This window comes from Kribbella sp. NBC_00382, assembly GCF_036067295.1.
GTDB lineage: Bacteria > Actinomycetota > Actinomycetes > Propionibacteriales > Kribbellaceae > Kribbella.
Window position 1 is genome coordinate 696695 of record NZ_CP107954.1, and the last position, 17405, is coordinate 714099.

Below are 17405 nucleotides of genomic sequence, written 5' to 3' on the forward strand. Positions count from 1 at the left end.
CATCCGTTCGGTCAGTTCTGACCAAGATATGCCAGTACTGCGAGCACGCGACGGTTGTGTTCGGCATTCGAGTACAACCCGAGTTTGCCCATGATGCTCGCGACATGCGTCTCGACCGTGCGTTCGTTGAGCCACAACCGGCGACCGACGCCCGCGTTCGTACACCCCTCCGCCATCAGCGCCAGCACCTCCTTCTCGCGCGGCGTCAACGCAGCAAGGCGATCGGCCCGCCCGAGTAGCCGCCCGACCACCTCTGGGTCCAGCGCCGAACCACCCGCGGCGACGCGAATCAGCGCATCCAGGAACTGGTCGACGTCCAGCACCCGATCCTTCAGCAGATAGCCGAAGCCGCCAGTGCTCACCAGCTCGACCGAGTGCCGGGTCTCGACGTGCTGCGACAGCAGGACGATCCCGAGCGACGGATACGAAGTCCTCAGCTCTCGCGCCGCCCGAGCCCCGTCGTCCGTATGGTCCGGCGGCATCCGGATGTCGATCACGGCGAGATCCGGCGCAGTCTCCGCGACCACCGTCAACAGGCTCACCGCATCGCCGGCCCGCCCGACCACCTGATGCCCGGCATCGTCGAGCAGCCGCGCGAGTCCCTCGCGGAACAGCGCCGAGTCCTCGCCGATCACGATCCGCACGGCAGCACCGCCTCGATCGTCGTACCGAGCCCAGCCGGACTGTTCATCGACAACGACCCGCCGACCGCCGCGACGCGATCCACCAACCCGCTCAACCCCGAACCAGGCCGGAGCATCGCACCCCCACACCCGTCGTCCTCGACCCGAATCCTCACGTCATCAGCCGACTGCGCCACCCGTACCGCGATCGACGTCGCCCGCGAGTACTTCGCAGCGTTGGCGACCGCCTCCGCCGCCACGAAGTACGCCGTCGTCGCCAAGTCGTCCGGCAACTCTCCCGGCCCGATGTGCAGCTGAACGGGGATCGGCAACGTCTGCGTGATCGCCGTGAGCGCGGCATGTAACCCGTCGTCGAGGCTGGTCGGCCGCAGTCCGTGGGCGATCTGGCGGAGCTCGGCGATCGCAGTGGCAAGCTCAGCCACGCCCTGGTCGAGTAGTCCGTTCACGTCGACCGTGCCGTCGTCGAGATGCCTTTGGGCCAGCCGCATCGCCATTCCGAGCGAGACGAGCCGCTGCTGGGCGCCATCGTGCAGGTCGCGTTCCAACCGTCGCCGCTCCTCGTCTCCAGCCTGGACCAGTCGGGTGCGGCTGGCTTCGACCTCACGCAGTGCTCCGGCCAATTCGGCGCGCAGGCGGCTGACCTCGACGAGACTTGCGGCGCTGGTCGCGACAGCGCGGAGTACGGCAGGACCGGTCGCGCCCTCCAGCAATCCGATCTGTACGCCGCCGAGCATCACCGGTACGCCGCCACCGGCACCGACCGGGCTGCCCTTCGCGTCGATGAACCCAGAAGCGCCCGGCACCAGCAGGCCGACCCTCAGCGTGGGGTCGCGAAGAGCGCTCTGCAGGGACTTCTCCAAGTCCTCCGGCTGAGCCTGATCGGTGTGGATCCGGCGTTGCAGGTCCTCGATCGCCAGCAGAGCGGCGCGGCGGGGTGGATAGAGGCGGCGGTCGACCAGTCGTTGCAGGCGTGCTCGTAGGGGCGCGAGGACGAGCGCGCAGGCCGCGGTGGCGATCGCGGCGGCGGTGGCGGATCCCTTGCCCAGGAAGAGTCCCAGGGTCAGCGCGCTCACGGCGTACGTACCGAGGAGAACGACCATGACGATCGCGTACGTGACGGTGTCGGCGATCACCCGGTCGACGTCGTACAGGTCGTGGCGGAGCATGGCGACCGCGACCGAGGCGGGCAGCGCGATCAGGGTTGCGACGCCGAAAACCGTCGAGATCACGCCGGTCTGGCCGGTGAAGAGGATCTCGGTGAGGCAGACGAACGGGTAGATCACGACGGCCAGGCCGGCCAGTGAGAGCCACTTCAGCTGCGCTCGTACCCGGCCGGTGGAACGCCGGAAGCGCACGAAGAGCGAGATCGCCGAGGCGACCAGCAACGCAAGCATCAGGCCGAAGACGACCTCGCTGAGCACCCTTACCACCCGCGGTGGCCGGCCGAAGGGCCTGGCGAGGTCCTCGAGCGGAGCCGGGAAGGGGATCGTCGCGAGGGCCCCGAAGGCCTGCTGGACAAAGCCGAGCACCACCAGGAGGACAGTGACCAGTCGCCACCGGCGGCCGGGGAGCAGTCCGTCGGGGAAGTGCAGCAGTAGCAGCGCGACCGCGATGAACAACCACCAGCCACTCTCGTCGAGCAACGCGACCACGCGGCTGTCGAGCGGGAGCGTGCTGGGGTCGGTGGCCACGATGGCGTAGTAGACGTCTCGGCCGGCGAGGAACATCGCGATCGCGCCGACCCAGGTCAGCAGCAGGCCGACCAGGTTGCCGGGGACCTTCCGGCTGATGATCAGGCCGAGCAGGGCGATCGCAGTACAGACACTGCCCAGGGAGACGAAGTTCCGGACCGTGTGCTCGCCGGCCGCGTGAGTGAGCAGCAACCAACTGCTTCCTGCCGCCATCGTCAGGACGAGCAGGAAGAGGCCGAGCGTCGCCCATCGCGGCCACCGCATGCCGTCAGCGTAAGTCCGGAACTGCCGCCCCGGCTCCGGGTTAGCACGGAGATCCATCTCCGCGCCCGCTCCGATGTGCGCACCTGCCCCGCGGCGGTTCGCTGAGGAGGTCAGAACTTCTCGATCAGGGGGTACCCGAAATGTCCACCGAAACGCTCACCCGCACCACCAGCCCGCGCCGGGTCGGCTACGTCGCCCTCGCCCTGGCGCTTACTGCGCTGGCCGCGATCCCCGGCGGCCTGCTCTGGCCAGAACCGTCCGGCAGCGGCCACACCTACTCCTACGCCGACATCCAGCCGCACCGCGCACTCTGGTGGGGACTGCTGGTCGGGCTGGCCGCGAACCTGGTCATCAACGTGCCGGCCCAGGCACTGCTCACGGTCCTGCTCGTCCGGGCTCGCGGAGCCGCCTGGGCGACGGTCGGCGGCATCATCATGTGGATCGGCACCGCCCTGTACGCCGTGGGCGTCGGCGGCTGGGCATCGGCGTACTACTTCGCCACCGCGCCCGGCGTCGACCCGTCGGTGATCGAGCGGGTCAACGACGATCCGGCGCACATCTTCGCCGTGATGATCTCCGGGTCGCTCCTTGTTGCCCTGGGCACCGTTATCCAGGCGGTCGGGCTCTGGCGCTCAGCTGCCGTCCCGCGGTGGATCCCGGTGCTCTGGCTGACCATCGTGGCGACGTTCGTCGTCTCCGGCAACGGGGTCGCCGGACTGATCACCGCGCTGCCGATGACCGCCGCCGGCCTCGGTACGGCGTACTACGCCTGGAAGAAGCTTTAGGCGCGGCCGTCGAAGAGCTTGGTTACCGAGCCGTCCTCGAAGACCTCGCGGATGGCTTGGCTGATCAGCGGGGCGATCGTCAGCACGGTCAGCTTGTCGAACTCGCGCTCGGCGGGGATGGGCAGCGTATTGGTGACGATCACCTCGGTGGCCTGGCAGTTCTTCAGCCGGTCCACTGCCGGACCGGACAGAATCGCATGGGTCGCGGCGATCACCACGCCCGCGGCGCCGTCGGCCATCAGCGCGTCGGCCGCCTTGGTGATCGTGCCGCCGGTGTCGATCATGTCGTCGACCAGGATGCAGACCCGGCCCTTGACCTCACCGACGACCCGGTTGGCGACCGTCTCGTTCGGCCGGTCGATGTCGCGGGTCTTGTGGATGAAGGCCAGCGGCGCGTTGTTCAGCCGGGCCGACCACTGCTCGGCGACCTTGATCCGGCCGGCGTCCGGCGAGACCACGGCCAGCTGCTGCTCGCCGTACTTCTCCCGCACGTAGTCGGTCAGGATCGGCAGCGCCATCAGGTGGTCGACGGGTCCGTCGAAGAAGCCCTGGATCTGCGAGGTGTGCAGGTCGACGCAGATCAGCCGGTTCGCGCCGGCCGTCTTGAACAGGTCGGCCATCAGCCGGGCCGAGATCGGCTCCCGGCCGCGGTGCTTCTTGTCCTGCCGGGCGTACCCGTAGAACGGCAGCACCACGGTGATCCGCTTGGCCGACGCCCGCTTCAGCGCGTCGACCATGATCAGCTGCTCCATGATCCACTCGTTGATCGGCGAGGTGTGGCTCTGGATCACGAACGCGTCCGAGCCGCGGACCGACTCCTCGAACCGGACGTAGATCTCGCCGTTGGCGAAGTCATACGCCGAGGTCGGCACCAGCCCCGAGCCGAGCTCCTCGGCGACCTGCTCCGCCAGGGCCGGATGGGCCCGTCCGGAGAACACCATCAGGTTCTTCTCGGTCGCCCGTTTCATTCCACTCATGGCCGCGCCTCCCGTTGGTCCTTCTCGCCAGTGTCACCCTGGAGCGCCTCTTCCGCAGCCTTCGCGGTCTTCGTACCGGCACGCTTGCGGGCGACCCAGCCCTTGATGTTGCGCTGCCGGACGCGGGCGAGGGCGATCTCGCCCGGCCCGACCGGTGTGTCGATCGCGCTGCCCGCCGCGATGTAGGCGCCGTCGGCGATGTCGGCCGGCGCGATCAGCACCGAGTTGCTGCCGACGAACGAGTACTTGCCGATCGTGGAGTGGAACTTGTTGACGCCGTCGTAGTTGGCGAAGATCGTGCCGGCGCCGATGTTCGCGCCCTCACCGATCGTCGCGTCACCGGCGTACGTGAGGTGCGGGACCTTGGCGCCGTCCGCGATGGCCGCGTTCTTGGTCTCGACGAAGGTGCCGATCTTGCCCTTGACGCCCAGCGTGGTGCCGGGGCGGAGGTACGCGAACGGCCCGACACTCGCCTGAGCGCCGATCACAGCGCCGAAGCCGTGCGTGCGGATGATGGTGGCGCCCTCGCCGACCTCGATGTCGGTCAGCGTGGTGTCCGGGCCGATGGTGGCACCGGTGGCGACCGTGGTGGCGCCGTGCAGCTGCGTGTTCGGCAGCAGGGTGACGTCGCGGTCGAGGGTGACGGTGGAGTCGACCCAGGTGGTGTTCGGGTCGACCACGGTGACGCCGGCCCGCATCAGGGTGTCGAGGGTACGGCGGTTGAGCTCGGCGCGGAGGGTGGCCAGCTGGACCCGGTCGTTCACGCCCTCCGTCTGCATCGCGTCCTCGGTGACGTACGCGCCGACCCGCTTGCCGTCACTCTTCGCGATCGCCAGTACGTCGGTCAGGTACAGCTCGCCCTGAGCGTTGTCGGTGGTGATCCGGGTCAGCCCGTCGCGCAGGGTGGCCGCGTCGAACGCGTAGATGCCGGCGTTGATCTCGTCGATCTGGCGCTGCTCGGGGCTCGCGTCCTTGTGCTCGACGATGCCCGCCACGCTGCCGTCGTCGCCAGGGATGATCCGGCCGTAGCCGGTCGGGTCCGGAACCCGCGCGGACAGCACGGTGATCGCGTTGCCGCTCCGCTCGTGCTCGGCGACGAGCTCCTTCAGCGTCTCCGCCTCGAGCAGCGGGACGTCACCCGACGTGACGATGACGGAGCCGTCGAAATCGGCCGGTACTGCGGTCAGGCCGGAGCGGACGGCGTCGCCGGTGCCCAGCTGCTGCTCCTGGACGGCGGTACGGACTCCGGGGTCGATCTCGGCCAGGTGGGCCTCGACGAGTTCACGGCCGGTACCGACCACGACCACGAGGTGTTCCGGGGCGAGCGCACGGGCGGTGACGACCGCGTGGCCGACGAGGCTGCGCCCGCCGATCTCGTGCAGCACCTTGGGGAGGGCGGATTTCATCCGGGTCCCCTGCCCGGCGGCCATGATGATGACGGAGGCAGGACGGTGGGAAGTCACTCGGTCTTCTCCTCGAGTTCCCGGCAAGTTCGGCTGGAACAGCTGTCTACGGACACTCGGTACGGTGCCCTGGTCAGCCTACTTGCTCAGCCGGCAGACCCTCGCACGGACTCCACCAGCTGCTCCTCGGTCAAACCGGTGTATTCCTGCATCAGACGGTCCCTGGCAGCGTCGTTGTAGCCGCGACGGGCCACTTGGCGGTAGTACTCCGTGACCCGTTTCACTCCGGCTTTAGCGATCAACTGCTCCACGGCCCGGAGGCTGATGGCCTCGTTGTCGTCCGGTAGCCGGGTGATTTGGGCGAGCTGTTCCTTGGTGAGTTCGGCGCGTTTTGCGGCTTGCTCGGCTCTTGGGAGGGCCTGCAGTTCGGCGTACTGGGCCATGCCCTCGGCGAGCCAGTGGGGCGCTCCGTCACCGAGTCTGACCGGCAAGAGGTGCATGAGAGCGTGTGTCATCTGGGCCTGGGTCAGGGTGGTCTGCCGGAGTACGACCCATCCACCCGCGGGCTGGATCGTGCCGATGGCGGGGCTGAGCATGGCTCGCACCTGGGCCGGCTCGGCGCCGGGGAGGGTCGGCGGGATCTCGGTCAGTACTTGCGGCTCGCGCAGCGCAACGACGTACGGGACGACCTGTAGCTGTCCCGGCCAGACGGCTCTGACCCGCTTCGCCGCGGTGATCGTCTCGGTGGCGAGACGCTGCGCCTTTGCGCTCTGACCTTGGTTCGTGATGACGACGACGTTGGGCTTACGTAGTACCGCGATCGGCCCGAAGTCCCACGGCTGGCGGTTGGACCCGATCTCCTGGTCGAGCGCGCGATCGGACGTCATCCACAGCCGCCCTTTGCGGATGGCATAGCTGTAGCCCACATCCGTCGCCACCTGCCCAAGCCTGCTGCCTTGGAGAGTGAACCTCATGCTGACCCGAAAGGTCCCCTGCTGTCCTTTCAAGTTCTCCCACGGCTCGGCGCGACGATAAACCACGCTCATCCCCACAGCCCGGAGATTCCGGAACAACTGCGTCTGCCGAGGCTTGAGCGCCGGTACGACATCCTGCAGAAACAGCTTTTCGTTGTTGGTCTCGACGGCGATCCCGCGGCGGGCCAAACTCGCATCCACCGCATTGGCCAACCCCGGATCCACATCCCCGGTCCGACTCGGCCACATCGTCGTCAGCGTCACCCCGCGGGTCGCCTCACTGGTAAGCCGCGCAGTACTAGCGGTCGGCGTAATCGCCAACCACAACCCACCAGCCACCACCAACGCCGCAACCACCGGCGTCCACGCCCCTCGCAACCCACGCACCGCCCGAACGTTATTCGATATAGCCGGTGGCGGGGTCAACCTGCTCGAGGAACGACCGAATCGACTCCTCCATCAAGGCCGCGCTCAGAGCCGACCCATCCGAGGTCGCCGAGCTGAATCCATAGCCAGCATTAGGCCCAGAAACCCAGTCAAAGTGATAGTGCCCGGGCGGATCAACGCGCACCTCGAACAACTCCCCATCAACCTCAACCCGCTCAACACCCATGCCACAGAAGGTAGCAAGCTGTCAGGGCGTGATGGTGAGCTCCAGGGGTGCGGATAGCAGGTGCCCGTTGGCGGTGTCGAGCTCGACGACCAGTCCCCAATGCCCCGGCGGAACCGCGTACCCCGACTCGGGTGCCATTGAGGCAGTACCGATCAGGACGGGCACAGGACGGCTCTGCTGAGGTTCGATCTCGAACTGCACACGCGCGGCGGTATGTGGGCCGACATACGCACCAACCACGTTGCCGGAGTCGTCGATCACCGCCGAAAACAGGTCGCCGTTGGTGGACAGCACATGCCGGTACGACGCCCGATTCGTCACCAGTACGTCCGTACGCGCGAACCGGCCGGTCCGAACCGACAACGGCGACAGTGCACTCACTTCGAGCCGGACGGATTCAGCCGGTGCTCCGGGCGACTGATACCAGCCCTCGCCCGTCCACAGCTCTCCAGCCGGAAAGGTCATCGCCCCGACCTTCAGCTCGACGAGGTCCCCGTACTTGGCGTCCAGATCCGCCGCGATGTCGGTTGCCCAGGCAGCCAACTCGATGTGGATCCGCCGCTCAGACCGTTCACTGTCAGGGTGAGGGCCCGACACCACCGCGCCCGGCGACTCCTCGAACAACCGCCGGAGATCGACCTGCAAACTCTCCCAACCAGCCATGCCTGACGATACGTCCGCTAGCCGGTGATACCTGCGACCGCTTCGTTCACTGCAGCTCGTTCGCGCGACTCACCGAATTCCACACTCCAGAGCGCATCCTTGACCGCACACGCCTGCACCCAGCGCACAACACGCTCTCGATCCAATTCAGCGGCCTCAGCAAAGACCGCCAACTGGTACGACAACGTCTTCACCAGATCCACCATCGTGTGCCACCGATCCCGCAGCAGATTCACAGCGTCGTACGCCGGATCACCCACCCACCCCTTCGGATCGATCACCAGCCAAGGCTCACGACTCCCCCGGAGCACATTGCTGAAGTTCAGATCCCCATGCACCAACAGATCCGGCTGGTACGCCGCAAGCCCACGGCAACTCTCCACCGCCCGCCCGACAACCCGATCCACCAGCGGCGCCCCCAACCTCCGCTGCCTCGACTCGATCTCCGTAGCCCACTCATCAGCAACACCCCTCAGCGAGGGAACTCCCTCCGGCGCAACCACCGCCAGCCGCCGATTCAGCCGACCCGCAACCACCATCCGATCGACGCCATCAGGCACCTCGCGCAGCGAACCTCGCCCCGCCTTCTCCAGCACCATCGCAAACCCCTCGGCGTCATGCTCCAGCAACCGCACCGCCCCACACCCCGCCCAAGCAGCCAGCGCCTTCGGCTCAGCCACATTGCCCGGATGAGGAAACGAGACCTTCAAAACAGCAGGTTCCCCACCAACCCGGCGTACCGGCACAACAACACCAACCGCCCCGTGCATCGCCCGCCCCGCCAACGTCAGCCCCCACCGCACCAACGCCTCATCAACCACCCCCGGCAACGCATCAAGCCAACTACGCCCCGCCTCCCCCTCCCGCGCGCAGGTCTCCCGCACGAACGCCCCAGGAACCTCGATCACCCGCGCCATCCCCTCACAATCACCGTCCTCCCCACCCTAGGCTCGCAAAACATCCCCTCCGCTGGGCCTGGACCACCCACCAAGCCGCCATCGCGAAGGCCTGCCGCTCGAACTTTTGCCGATGCCCTGTCGTATCCGCCGGCCGCCGTTCGTAGCGTTGGTGGAGGCGGACACTTGATCCGCTCGAGTCCGAAGGAGCAGACATGCCGGAGTACCTCATCTACTTCAACCAGCAGTGGGTTGGCGACCACACCGAAGAGTGGTTCGCCGGTCGCGGCCCACTAGCCATGGCCGTCGTCAACGAGATGAAGGCGGCCGGTGTGTACGTCTTCGCCGGCGGCCTGGAGGAGGAAGACGGTCCCGTGTACGCCGCCGACCCCACCAGCGGCGAAGTCGTGATGACCGACGGCCCGTACGTAGAAACCAAGGAATTCCTAGGCGGCTTCGCCCTCGTCAACGTCCCCGACGACGAAACCGCCAAGATGTGGGCCGCCAAGGTCGCAGAAGGCTGCGGCTGGCCCCACGAAGTCCGCCGCTTCAAACCCCAACCCCGCACCGAGTGAACTCTTGATGCAACGGCGCACGAAGATCCTGACGCGCCTCTCACGCCATGCACGGAACGAGCTCCCGGGGTCACCTTCTAGGAGTTGGGATCCCGCGATTGCGTTCGCGGGCGGCTTGCCATGCGCAACCACACCACGAAAGTCGCAGTCCCGGCCGCAAAGAGCCACAGGACCGCCCCAACCGCCCAGGGCCACCACCTGTCGCCGTCCTCTGATGCCACCGCTGCCCCGGCGACCAGCGCCCCGGTCGGCCCGGCAACCAGTACCAGCAGGAAACGCAGGAGATAGAACTCGCGATCCTCGTCATCCATCCGGAGCCGAGTCCACCATCCACCGCGCGGCGTCTGCATAACCTCGATGGTCCCTCTTCCCGAACTCGCGCGGCGACGCTACTCGCCTGTGGCGCCGTCGATGCGTTCGCGGAGGAAGTCCGCGTGGCCGTTGTGGCGGGCGTACTCCTCGATCATGTGCAGGTAGATCCACCGCAGCGTGTAGTCGTCGCCCGGGCTGACCTCGTCGAGACTCAGCCCGGCGACGGCCGCTCGTGACCGAGCGACACTCGCCTGATAGCTGGCCAGGTCATCGGCGGCACGCGCGACGTCGACCTTCGCGCTGCCTCCCGTCGAGCCCGGCGCGTAGTCCCAGAAATACAGGTGGTCCGGCTGGTCGTCGTACTCATGGAACCAGGCCTCAACTCCAGACATGTGCCGAACAAGGCCGAGCAGCGAGAGCATCGACGGCGGCACCGACCGCAGCGCCAGTTGCTCCGGCGTCAGCCCGCCACATTTCAGCAGCAATGTCGTGCGCTGGAATTCGAGCCGGTCCTCGAGCGCGGCCCGCTCATCGACCGGATTGTTCGGCGGCACGACTCGCTCGGGCGTACTCCACGTCGACATTCCGGCAACCTTACGTACGCGTCGACCCGGCCGCCATCAGTTTCCTGTGTCGCGGCTCTCCTGATGTCACGATGTGCCTGTGACCAAAGGCTCCGACTGCAAATCATTCTCGATCGGCGCTGCACTCCACTGACATCGGCGCTACGCCAGACCGATGCGCCCGTACGCCGCACCGCCGGCGGTCCACGTCGTTTTGTCGGCAGGACCGCCTAGTGTGCCGCCATGGTCGCCCGGATTCAGATCGCAGTCGCCGTTCTTGTACGCGACGGTCTCGTGCTCCTCGTGCATCGCCACCCATCGCGTCGCTGGTATCCCGACAGCTGGAGCTTCTCCGCCGGCGGCCATGTCGAGACAGGCGAGTTGCCTCACCAAGCAGTCACTCGTGAATGCCTCGAAGAACTAGGGGTCCAAGTCCACGACCCCGTACCCGTCCCGATGACGATCAACGACCCCACCCTCGACGTGCAGGCGTTCCTCATCACACACTGGGACGGCGAACCTTTCAACGCCGCCCCCGAGGAGCACGACGACCTCCGCTGGTACCGCCCCAGTGATCTAGCAGACCTGAAGATGGCCCACCCGGAAAGCCTGCCAACCCTCCTGAACGCCATCCAGACCGCAACCGGGCCTGCGGGCGCGTACTACGCGTCTCCGTAGAAGACCGACCGGTCGAGGACGACGCCGATCGGCTCCAGTTCGTCATGCGTGAACATGTAGCTCGTTTCGCCGACGCTGACCGCATACTCCCAACCGTTCGGACCCTGCGCTCGTCCGAGGACAGCGCCGAGTGCGACCGGCTTGCTGGGATCGACCCGAGTGCCCGGTCCGCGGGTGTTCACCAGGGAGTAGAACGGCAACGGCTCGACGACGGACTCAACAGCCGGGCTGTCGCTCGTGCCGCCACTGGACGGATCAGATCCGTGTACTGGCCGCTGCCAAACGCCGGTCGTCAGAAACTCGTCGACTTCCAGCTGACGGGTCTCCAGATCGGTGTCCTCGTCGATTCGTGGGACAGCTCCGGCGAGGAACCCCCGGACCCAAAGGCGAGTGGCCTCAGGTGCGTCATCAGGCAGATCACTGAGGCTCACGCGATAGCTGACTTGTTTGTGCTCGCACCATGCCGGCATCCGACCGCGAAAGGTGTTACCCGCCGAGGGATACAGGATGTCCCGCTCCCCTTCGTGCTCGGAGCAGGGAAACCAGAGTTCCGGATCAAGGTCGCCACTGCGCTGGTCGAGGTGCACCCGACGAAGGTTAGCCACCATGCCATCGGACGGGCACCTGGATTACCTCACATCGGCAGCGCGAACGGTTTCACGGTCCGGGCTGGTCGTCAGGATCGCCGACGGCGCGGTCCGGGGCCAGGTCCAGGCGAACCGCAGGATGAGGGCGAGAACGATCAGTTCCAGTGCGACGCCAAGGCCGTAGAAGTATGTCCAGGACTCACCCACCACGTTGAATGCCGAGACGGGGACGTAGACCGAGGCCACGACGAGGTTCGTGATGCGGTTCGCCCGGGCGGGCAGCGTCGTCGACAGCACGACCATGAGGGTCGGGATCGCCACAAGAGTCAGCGCCGTGGTCGAAAAGGTCTGGGAGAGGTCGAACTCGAACACCCTGCCGTCGAGGATGTCTCCGATGACGCCGGGCGTGAAGAAGTTGAGAATGTCCACGTAGGCGTACAGCAACATGAAGCTCGTCCACGCTGCCGCGAGCTTGACTCTCACCGGGACCTGCTGCTCTTCCAGTGTTGCGATGGGTCGACGTGTTCTCATCCTGGGCTCCGTTGTCGTGGTGAGGATCGATAGATCCACGATCGCCGAGCCCGGCGACGTCCACCTCGCCCCGGAGGCCGGAGTTCACCTGGCCAATGGCACGGTCCCTCCCTCGTACTTTCGGCCGATGCCGCCCCAGCGGTTCGGGCGACGCAACGCTCCAGCCCGCCACGCGGGCCGGGTGGGTGCCTCGTACGTCGGTGCGAAAAGAAACCCCCAGGTCAGAGTCACCCCTGACCTGGGGGCTGCGTTGCTCCCCCGCCTGGTTTCGATCCAGATCTTCGAGATTCAAAGTCTCGCGGGCTGCCGATTACCCCACAGGGGATCGCTGGTACGCCGGAACAGTCTGCCATGGGTGGGCAAGGTGACACGCGAAGGGGTTCCTTACCTACGACGCCGTAGGTTACGGTTGCGTAGGTATAGCCGTCCTCCACCACGAGGGAAAATCATGACTCCAGTTGCGGCTCCGGAGGCGCCCACCGGCGCCCGGCAGGCTGGCGAGTTCGACACCGACCACGGGACGCGCGGCGGTGAGCAGAAGGGGCCCTGGGAACAGATCGCCCTCGCGCTGTTCATCGGGATCCCCTTCCTGGCGGTGCTTGCGGCGGTACCGATCGCGTGGGGCGGCTTTCTCAGCTGGCGCGACATCGTGATCGCGGCCGTCTTCTACACGATCTCCGGGCACGGCATCTCGATCGGCTTCCACCGGTACTTCACCCACAAGTCGTTCAAGCCGAACCGTCCCCTCAAATACGCGCTGGCGATCGCCGGCTCACTCGCGATCGAAGGCCCCGTGGTCCGCTGGGTGGCCGACCATCGCAAGCATCACAAGTTCTCCGACCGCGAGGGCGACCCGCACAGCCCGTGGCGGTACGGCACCAGCCTCAGGGCCCTCACCAAGGGGTTCTGGCACGCCCACATCGGCTGGCTCTTCGACAGCGAGCAGACCCCGCAGCGGCAGTACGCGCCGGACCTGCTCAAGGACCGCGACATCGTCAAGGTCTCCCGGATGTTCCCGTTCCTGGTACTGGCGAGCCTGTTCGCACCAGCCGTCATCGGCGGTCTGTGGTCGTGGTCGATCGAGGGCGCGCTGACCGCGTTCTTCTGGGCCAGCCTGGTCCGGATCGCCCTGCTGCACCATGTCACCTGGTCGATCAACTCGATCTGCCACACGATCGGCAACCGGCCGTTCAAGTCCCGCGACAAGTCCGGCAACGTCTGGTGGCTGGCGATCCTCAGCCAGGGCGAGTCCTGGCACAACCTGCACCACTCCGACCCGACCTGCGCGCGGCACGGCGTACTGAGAGGTCAGCTCGACACCTCGGCAAGGACCATCTGGTTCTTCGAGAAGCTGCGCTGGGTCAGCGACGTCCGCTGGCCGGTCAAGGAACGCCTCGAAGCGCGCAGGGTCACCGCCCAGCCGTAAATCTCCCACCCTCTAACCCCGATCTGCGGCATGATGCTGACGTGATCCCGAAGTGACCGACCCCAAGCCGCGCCGTACGACCCGAGTCCGGATGACCAGTGCCGACCGGCGCGAGCAGTTGATCGTGATCGCCCGTGGCCTGTTCGCCGAGAAGGGCTACGAGGCGACTTCCGTCGAGGAGATCGCGGCCCGCGCCGAGGTCTCCAAGCCGGTCGTGTACGAACACTTCGGCGGCAAAGAGGGCCTGTACGCCGTGGTCGTGGACCGCGAGGTGCGCAAACTGCTCGACACCGTGACGGCCAGCCTGACCGCCGGCCGCGCGCACGAACTGGTCGAGCAGGCGGCGCTGGCCCTGCTGGACTACATCGAGAACTCCTCCGACGGCTTCCGGATCCTGGTCCGCGACTCCCCCGTCGGCTCGTCCAGCGGTTCGTTCATCTCGATCCTCAGCGACGTCGGTACCCGGGTCGAGCACATCCTGGCCGAGGAGTTCAAGCGCCGCGGCCTGGATCCGAAGTTCGCCCCGATGTACGCGCAGATGCTGGTCGGCATGGTCGCACTGACCGGTCAGTGGTGGCTCGACGTCCGCCGCCCGAAGAAAACCGATGTCGCAGCCCACCTGGTCAACCTCGCCTGGAACGGCCTGTCCGGCCTCGAGACCAAGCCGACGCTGTCCACCCGGCCGCACAAATAGGACCCCGGTCGTACGGCGACATCCGCCCGCAGCATGACCAGCCGGGCCGGATTTCACCGTAATCTGGCGACCATGACGGGGACCATGTCCGGGATCCTGGCGCCCCGGCGACAGGTCAGCCCGCGCAGCAAAGCGTTCGACCTGCTGCTCGCGGGCGCCCTCACGCTGTTCTTCGGACTGCTCGGGCTGGCCCAGGCGGGCTACGCGGGCGTCCTCGGCTTCGGCATGCTGGCACCGCTGGTCTGGCGCCGCACCCATCCCGAACTGGTCCTCTTCGCCGTCTCCGCGGTCGCCGTCTTGCAATGGCTCAGCGGCGCCGAGCTGCAGCCCGGCAACATCGGCCTGCTCGTCGCGCTCTACTCGATCTCCGTGTACGGCGAGGTGAAGTACAGCCGGATCGCCCTCGGCATCGGCGGACTCGGCGTGCTGATGGCGACGTCGCGCTACTGGAGCGGCTCCGACTGGCGCCAGCAGATCACCATGATGGTCGCGCTCGGCGCACTGGTGTTCGGCGTCTGGGCGATGGGCGAGCGCCGGCGTACCAGAGGCCTGTACGTCGCTCAGCTCGAGGAACGCGCGATCCAGGCAGAGCGAGACCGCGACCGTGAGTCCAAACTTGCCGTCTCGAACGAGCGCACCCGGATCGCCCGGGAGATCCACGACGTCGTTGCCCACGGCCTCTCCATCATGATCGTCCAGGCAGACGGCGGCCTGTACGCCGCGGACGCGTCGCCCGAGCAGGCCAAGAAAGCACTCGCCACGATCGGCGACACCGGCCGGGCCTCACTGAACGAGATGCGCAAGATGCTCGGCCTGCTCAAACAAGACGCCCAGCAGGAGCTCGATCCGGACCAGCCGCGCCCGCAACCCGGCATCTCGTCGCTGCCCGAGCTGATCGACAACGTGCGCCAGGCCGGCCTGACCGTCGACTACGAGGTCACCGGTACCCCTCGTGACCTGCCCGCGTTGCTGGGGCTCACGGCGTACCGGATCGTCCAGGAGGGTTTGACCAACACGCTGAAACACGCCGGGCCGGGAGCGCGCACGTCCGTCCATCTCGACTTCGGGCGCGAGATGCTGACCGTGATGGTCAGCGACGACGGCCGTGGGGCCGGCGTCGCGCCGAGCAGCGATCCCGGCCACGGCCTGGTCGGGATGCGGCAACGCGCGTCCATCTCCGGCGGTACGGTGAACGCCGGACCCAAGGCGGGCGGTGGTTACGAGGTGATCGCCAAGCTGCCGTACAACCTGCCCAACGGAGGAATTCAGTGACCGACGACAACGTCATCCGGGTCTTTCTGGTCGATGACCAGGAGCTTGTCCGCGCCGGCTTCACCATGCTGGTGGACTCGCAGCCGGACATGCGGGTGGTCGGTCAGGCCGGTGACGGCGGCGAGGCGCTGGAGAAGCTCCAGGTGACCGGCAGCGACGTCGTACTGATGGACGTCCGGATGCCACGGCTGGACGGCGTCGAGGCGACCAGGCAACTACAGTCGTTGCCCGAGGCCCCCAGGGTGATCGTGCTGACCACGTTCGACCTGGACGAGTACGCGTTCGCCGCGATCAAGGCCGGCGCGGCCGGCTTCCTGCTCAAGAACACTCCCCCGGCCGATCTGCTGAACGCGATCCGCCAGGTGCACTCCGGCGACGCGGTCGTCTCCCCCAGTACGACCCGCCGCCTGCTCGAGCACTTCGCTGGCTCGCTCCCCGACGGCGAGACCGAGCGCCCCGACCTGGGCGACCTGACGGCGCGCGAGCGCGAAGTACTGGTCGAGGTCGCCCGCGGCCTGTCGAACACCGAGATCGCCACCCTCTTCACGTTGTCCGAGGCAACGGTCAAGACCCACATCGGCCGCATCCTCGCCAAGACCGGTCTCCGCGACCGGGTCGCCCTCGTCGTCCTCGGCTACGAAACCGGCATCGTCAAACCGAGCAGCTGATGCCGCGCCCACTCCTGCGCCGTCTGTTCCCTCCTCAGTACGAACTCTCCGAGGACGAGCTGACCCTGCGCTACTGGTTCGTCGTCAGGCACCGGATCCCGAGGTCCGAGGTCGCCTTCGCCAAGTTCGAGTACGACTTTCCCGGCATCGCCAGACTGCACGTCCACCGGCGAGACGGCAGCGTCGTCAAAGTACGGATGGAACCACGATGGACGTCGACCGAGTTGAGCGGGGACCCAGCGCAACCCGGCAGTGCGGCGTACGAAATCACTGAGTGGGCAAGGAAAAGTACGACCTAGGTCGTACGCGGAGTCCATTCCCTGGTCCGACTCTTCTACCGGCCGGAATCAGTAACTTCTTGGAACGTGGGTGAGAACGTCTCGCCCCCGGCCTTTTCCGAGGAGAACGATGACCATCCAGACCGGCGAACTCGCGCCAGGGCGTCTACCGCAGGACTCAGCTGACCGGACCGCCATCCGCGCACACGAACTTCGCAAGGTCTACGGGCAGGGAGACACCGCGGTCGCCGCGCTCGACGGCGTCTCGGTCGACTTCGGGGTGGGACGCTTCACCGCGATCATGGGCCCCTCGGGCTCCGGCAAGTCGACCCTGATGCACTGCCTGGCCGGCCTGGACACCCCGACGTCGGGCCAGGTACTGCTCGGCGAGACCGAGCTGACCCAGCTCCCGGACGCCGCGCTGACGAAGATCCGGCGGGACCGGATCGGCTTCGTCTTCCAGTCCTTCAACCTGCTGCCGATGCTCTCGGCCAAGGACAACATCCTGCTCCCGCTGGAGCTAGGCGGCCGCAAGCCCGACCAGCAGTGGATGTCCACGCTGATCGACGTACTCGGCCTGCAGGACCGGCTCACGCACCGACCGTCGGAGCTGTCCGGTGGTCAGCAGCAGCGCGTCGCCGTGGCTCGCGCGCTCGTCGGCCGGCCCGAGGTGGTCTTCGCCGACGAGCCGACCGGCAACCTGGACTCACGCTCCGGCGCCGAGGTCCTGGGCTTCCTGCGCCGGAGTGTCCGCGAGTTCGGCCAGACCGTCGTGATGGTCACCCACGACCCGCTAGCAGCGTCGTACGCCGACCGCGTCGTGATGCTTGCCGACGGCAAGCTTGCCGGCGAGCTGGCCGACCCGACCCCGGAGTCCGTACTCGGCGCCCTGCGGCAGCTGGGGGCCTGAC

At 67.1% G+C, this 17405-nt stretch carries 20 protein-coding genes; 9 read left to right on the top strand and 11 right to left on the bottom strand.

Annotation, left to right across the window (positions count from 1 at the left end; translation table 11 throughout):
* Nucleotides 1-11: 11 nt before the first annotated feature.
* Nucleotides 12-644 (bottom strand): response regulator transcription factor, encoded by a 633-nt coding sequence (locus tag OHA70_RS03495; protein WP_328328425.1) that lies wholly within the window; start codon nt 642-644, stop codon nt 12-14.
* Nucleotides 632-2599, bottom strand: coding sequence for a sensor histidine kinase (locus tag OHA70_RS03500; protein WP_328328427.1), 1968 nt, complete (start codon nt 2597-2599; stop codon nt 632-634). Before OHA70_RS03500 ends, OHA70_RS03495 begins: the two co-directional genes overlap by 13 nt.
* Nucleotides 2600-2739: 140 nt before the next feature.
* Between OHA70_RS03500 and OHA70_RS03505 the strand changes: the two genes are divergently transcribed.
* Nucleotides 2740-3384 (top strand): hypothetical protein, encoded by a 645-nt coding sequence (locus tag OHA70_RS03505; RefSeq protein ID WP_328328430.1) that lies wholly within the window; start codon nt 2740-2742, stop codon nt 3382-3384.
* Here the strand turns inward: OHA70_RS03505 and OHA70_RS03510 are convergent.
* The 6 genes from OHA70_RS03510 to OHA70_RS03535 form a co-directional block, all read right to left on the bottom strand.
* Nucleotides 3381-4361, bottom strand: coding sequence for a ribose-phosphate diphosphokinase (locus OHA70_RS03510; RefSeq protein ID WP_328328431.1), 981 nt, complete (start codon nt 4359-4361; stop codon nt 3381-3383). The two genes, OHA70_RS03505 and OHA70_RS03510, sit on opposite strands and share 4 nt — an antisense overlap.
* Nucleotides 4358-5824 carry a bifunctional UDP-N-acetylglucosamine diphosphorylase/glucosamine-1-phosphate N-acetyltransferase GlmU gene (gene glmU, locus OHA70_RS03515; protein ID WP_328328433.1) on the bottom strand — a complete coding sequence of 489 codons (1467 nt, stop codon included), beginning with the start codon at nt 5822-5824 and terminating at the stop codon, nt 4358-4360. Before glmU ends, OHA70_RS03510 begins: the two co-directional genes overlap by 4 nt.
* An 86-nt stretch (nt 5825-5910) precedes the next feature.
* Complete coding sequence (locus tag OHA70_RS03520; RefSeq protein ID WP_328328435.1) at nt 5911-7125, bottom strand: hypothetical protein; 1215 nt, start codon at nt 7123-7125, stop codon at nt 5911-5913.
* 10 nt (nt 7126-7135) lie between these two features.
* Nucleotides 7136-7351 carry a hypothetical protein gene (locus tag OHA70_RS03525; RefSeq protein ID WP_328328437.1) on the bottom strand — a complete coding sequence of 72 codons (216 nt, stop codon included), beginning with the start codon at nt 7349-7351 and terminating at the stop codon, nt 7136-7138.
* A 21-nt stretch (nt 7352-7372) separates the two neighbouring features.
* A complete protein-coding gene (locus OHA70_RS03530; RefSeq protein ID WP_328328439.1) occupies nt 7373-8014 on the bottom strand; it encodes a hypothetical protein in 642 nt (213 codons plus the stop codon).
* Between the two features lie 17 nt (nt 8015-8031).
* A complete protein-coding gene (locus OHA70_RS03535; protein WP_328328441.1) occupies nt 8032-8922 on the bottom strand; it encodes an aminoglycoside phosphotransferase family protein in 891 nt (296 codons plus the stop codon).
* A 203-nt stretch (nt 8923-9125) separates the two neighbouring features.
* Here OHA70_RS03535 and OHA70_RS03540 point away from each other — a divergent pair, with 203 nt between their 5' ends.
* Nucleotides 9126-9485 (top strand): YciI family protein, encoded by a 360-nt coding sequence (locus OHA70_RS03540; RefSeq protein WP_328328443.1) that lies wholly within the window; start codon nt 9126-9128, stop codon nt 9483-9485.
* A 389-nt stretch (nt 9486-9874) separates the two neighbouring features.
* Here OHA70_RS03540 and OHA70_RS03545 read toward each other — a convergent pair whose 3' ends face one another.
* Nucleotides 9875-10381, bottom strand: a complete 507-nt coding sequence (locus OHA70_RS03545; protein ID WP_328328445.1) for a DinB family protein — start codon at nt 10379-10381, stop codon at nt 9875-9877.
* 222 nt (nt 10382-10603) lie between these two features.
* Between OHA70_RS03545 and OHA70_RS03550 the strand changes: the two genes are divergently transcribed.
* Complete coding sequence (locus tag OHA70_RS03550) at nt 10604-11038, top strand: NUDIX hydrolase (protein ID WP_328328447.1); 435 nt, start codon at nt 10604-10606, stop codon at nt 11036-11038.
* On the opposite strand, the gene OHA70_RS03555 is transcribed toward OHA70_RS03550, so the two are convergent.
* Together OHA70_RS03555 and OHA70_RS03560 are read right to left on the bottom strand one after the other, a co-directional pair.
* Nucleotides 11023-11469 (bottom strand): hypothetical protein, encoded by a 447-nt coding sequence (locus OHA70_RS03555; protein ID WP_328328449.1) that lies wholly within the window; start codon nt 11467-11469, stop codon nt 11023-11025. The genes OHA70_RS03550 and OHA70_RS03555 overlap by 16 nt on opposite strands.
* A 198-nt stretch (nt 11470-11667) precedes the next feature.
* Nucleotides 11668-12195 (bottom strand): DUF6326 family protein, encoded by a 528-nt coding sequence (locus tag OHA70_RS03560; protein ID WP_328328451.1) that lies wholly within the window; start codon nt 12193-12195, stop codon nt 11668-11670.
* 409 nt (nt 12196-12604) lie between these two features.
* On the opposite strand from OHA70_RS03560, the gene OHA70_RS03565 reads away from it, so the two are divergent.
* From OHA70_RS03565 to OHA70_RS03590, 6 genes are all read left to right on the top strand, one after another.
* The gene (locus OHA70_RS03565) at nt 12605-13582 is read left to right on the top strand and encodes an acyl-CoA desaturase (RefSeq protein WP_328328453.1); all 978 of its coding nucleotides are present in this window, start codon (nt 12605-12607) and stop codon (nt 13580-13582) included.
* A gap of 52 nt (nt 13583-13634) precedes the next feature.
* Complete coding sequence (locus tag OHA70_RS03570; protein ID WP_328328456.1) at nt 13635-14276, top strand: TetR/AcrR family transcriptional regulator; 642 nt, start codon at nt 13635-13637, stop codon at nt 14274-14276.
* Between the two features lie 72 nt (nt 14277-14348).
* Nucleotides 14349-15548 carry a sensor histidine kinase gene (locus tag OHA70_RS03575; RefSeq protein WP_328328458.1) on the top strand — a complete coding sequence of 400 codons (1200 nt, stop codon included), beginning with the start codon at nt 14349-14351 and terminating at the stop codon, nt 15546-15548.
* On the top strand, nt 15545-16216 hold the full coding sequence (locus OHA70_RS03580; RefSeq protein WP_328328460.1) for a response regulator transcription factor: 672 nt from the start codon (nt 15545-15547) through the stop codon (nt 16214-16216). Before OHA70_RS03575 ends, OHA70_RS03580 begins: the two co-directional genes overlap by 4 nt.
* Nucleotides 16216-16515, top strand: coding sequence for a hypothetical protein (locus tag OHA70_RS03585; RefSeq protein ID WP_328328462.1), 300 nt, complete (start codon nt 16216-16218; stop codon nt 16513-16515). Before OHA70_RS03580 ends, OHA70_RS03585 begins: the two co-directional genes overlap by 1 nt.
* 109 nt (nt 16516-16624) lie before the next feature.
* A complete protein-coding gene (locus OHA70_RS03590) occupies nt 16625-17404 on the top strand; it encodes an ABC transporter ATP-binding protein (RefSeq protein WP_328328464.1) in 780 nt (259 codons plus the stop codon).
* Nucleotide 17405 lies beyond the last annotated feature (1 nt).

What these genes read in the sequence shown, in the direction of transcription:
- OHA70_RS03540 (WP_328328443.1), top strand. Translation starts at nt 9,126, where the DNA reads ATGCCGGAGTACCTCATCTACTTCAACCAGCAGTGGGTTGGCGACCAC.
- OHA70_RS03510 (WP_328328431.1), bottom strand. Translation starts at nt 4,361, where the DNA reads ATGAGTGGAATGAAACGGGCGACCGAGAAGAACCTGATGGTGTTCTCC.
- OHA70_RS03545 (WP_328328445.1), bottom strand. Translation starts at nt 10,381, where the DNA reads ATGTCGACGTGGAGTACGCCCGAGCGAGTCGTGCCGCCGAACAATCCG.
- OHA70_RS03500 (WP_328328427.1), bottom strand. Translation starts at nt 2,599, where the DNA reads ATGCGGTGGCCGCGATGGGCGACGCTCGGCCTCTTCCTGCTCGTCCTG.
- OHA70_RS03550 (WP_328328447.1), top strand. Translation starts at nt 10,604, where the DNA reads ATGGTCGCCCGGATTCAGATCGCAGTCGCCGTTCTTGTACGCGACGGT.
- OHA70_RS03585 (WP_328328462.1), top strand. Translation starts at nt 16,216, where the DNA reads ATGCCGCGCCCACTCCTGCGCCGTCTGTTCCCTCCTCAGTACGAACTC.
- OHA70_RS03590 (WP_328328464.1), top strand. Translation starts at nt 16,625, where the DNA reads ATGACCATCCAGACCGGCGAACTCGCGCCAGGGCGTCTACCGCAGGAC.
- OHA70_RS03530 (WP_328328439.1), bottom strand. Translation starts at nt 8,014, where the DNA reads ATGGCTGGTTGGGAGAGTTTGCAGGTCGATCTCCGGCGGTTGTTCGAG.
- OHA70_RS03575 (WP_328328458.1), top strand. Translation starts at nt 14,349, where the DNA reads ATGACGGGGACCATGTCCGGGATCCTGGCGCCCCGGCGACAGGTCAGC.
- OHA70_RS03565 (WP_328328453.1), top strand. Translation starts at nt 12,605, where the DNA reads ATGACTCCAGTTGCGGCTCCGGAGGCGCCCACCGGCGCCCGGCAGGCT.
- OHA70_RS03505 (WP_328328430.1), top strand. Translation starts at nt 2,740, where the DNA reads ATGTCCACCGAAACGCTCACCCGCACCACCAGCCCGCGCCGGGTCGGC.
- OHA70_RS03525 (WP_328328437.1), bottom strand. Translation starts at nt 7,351, where the DNA reads ATGGGTGTTGAGCGGGTTGAGGTTGATGGGGAGTTGTTCGAGGTGCGC.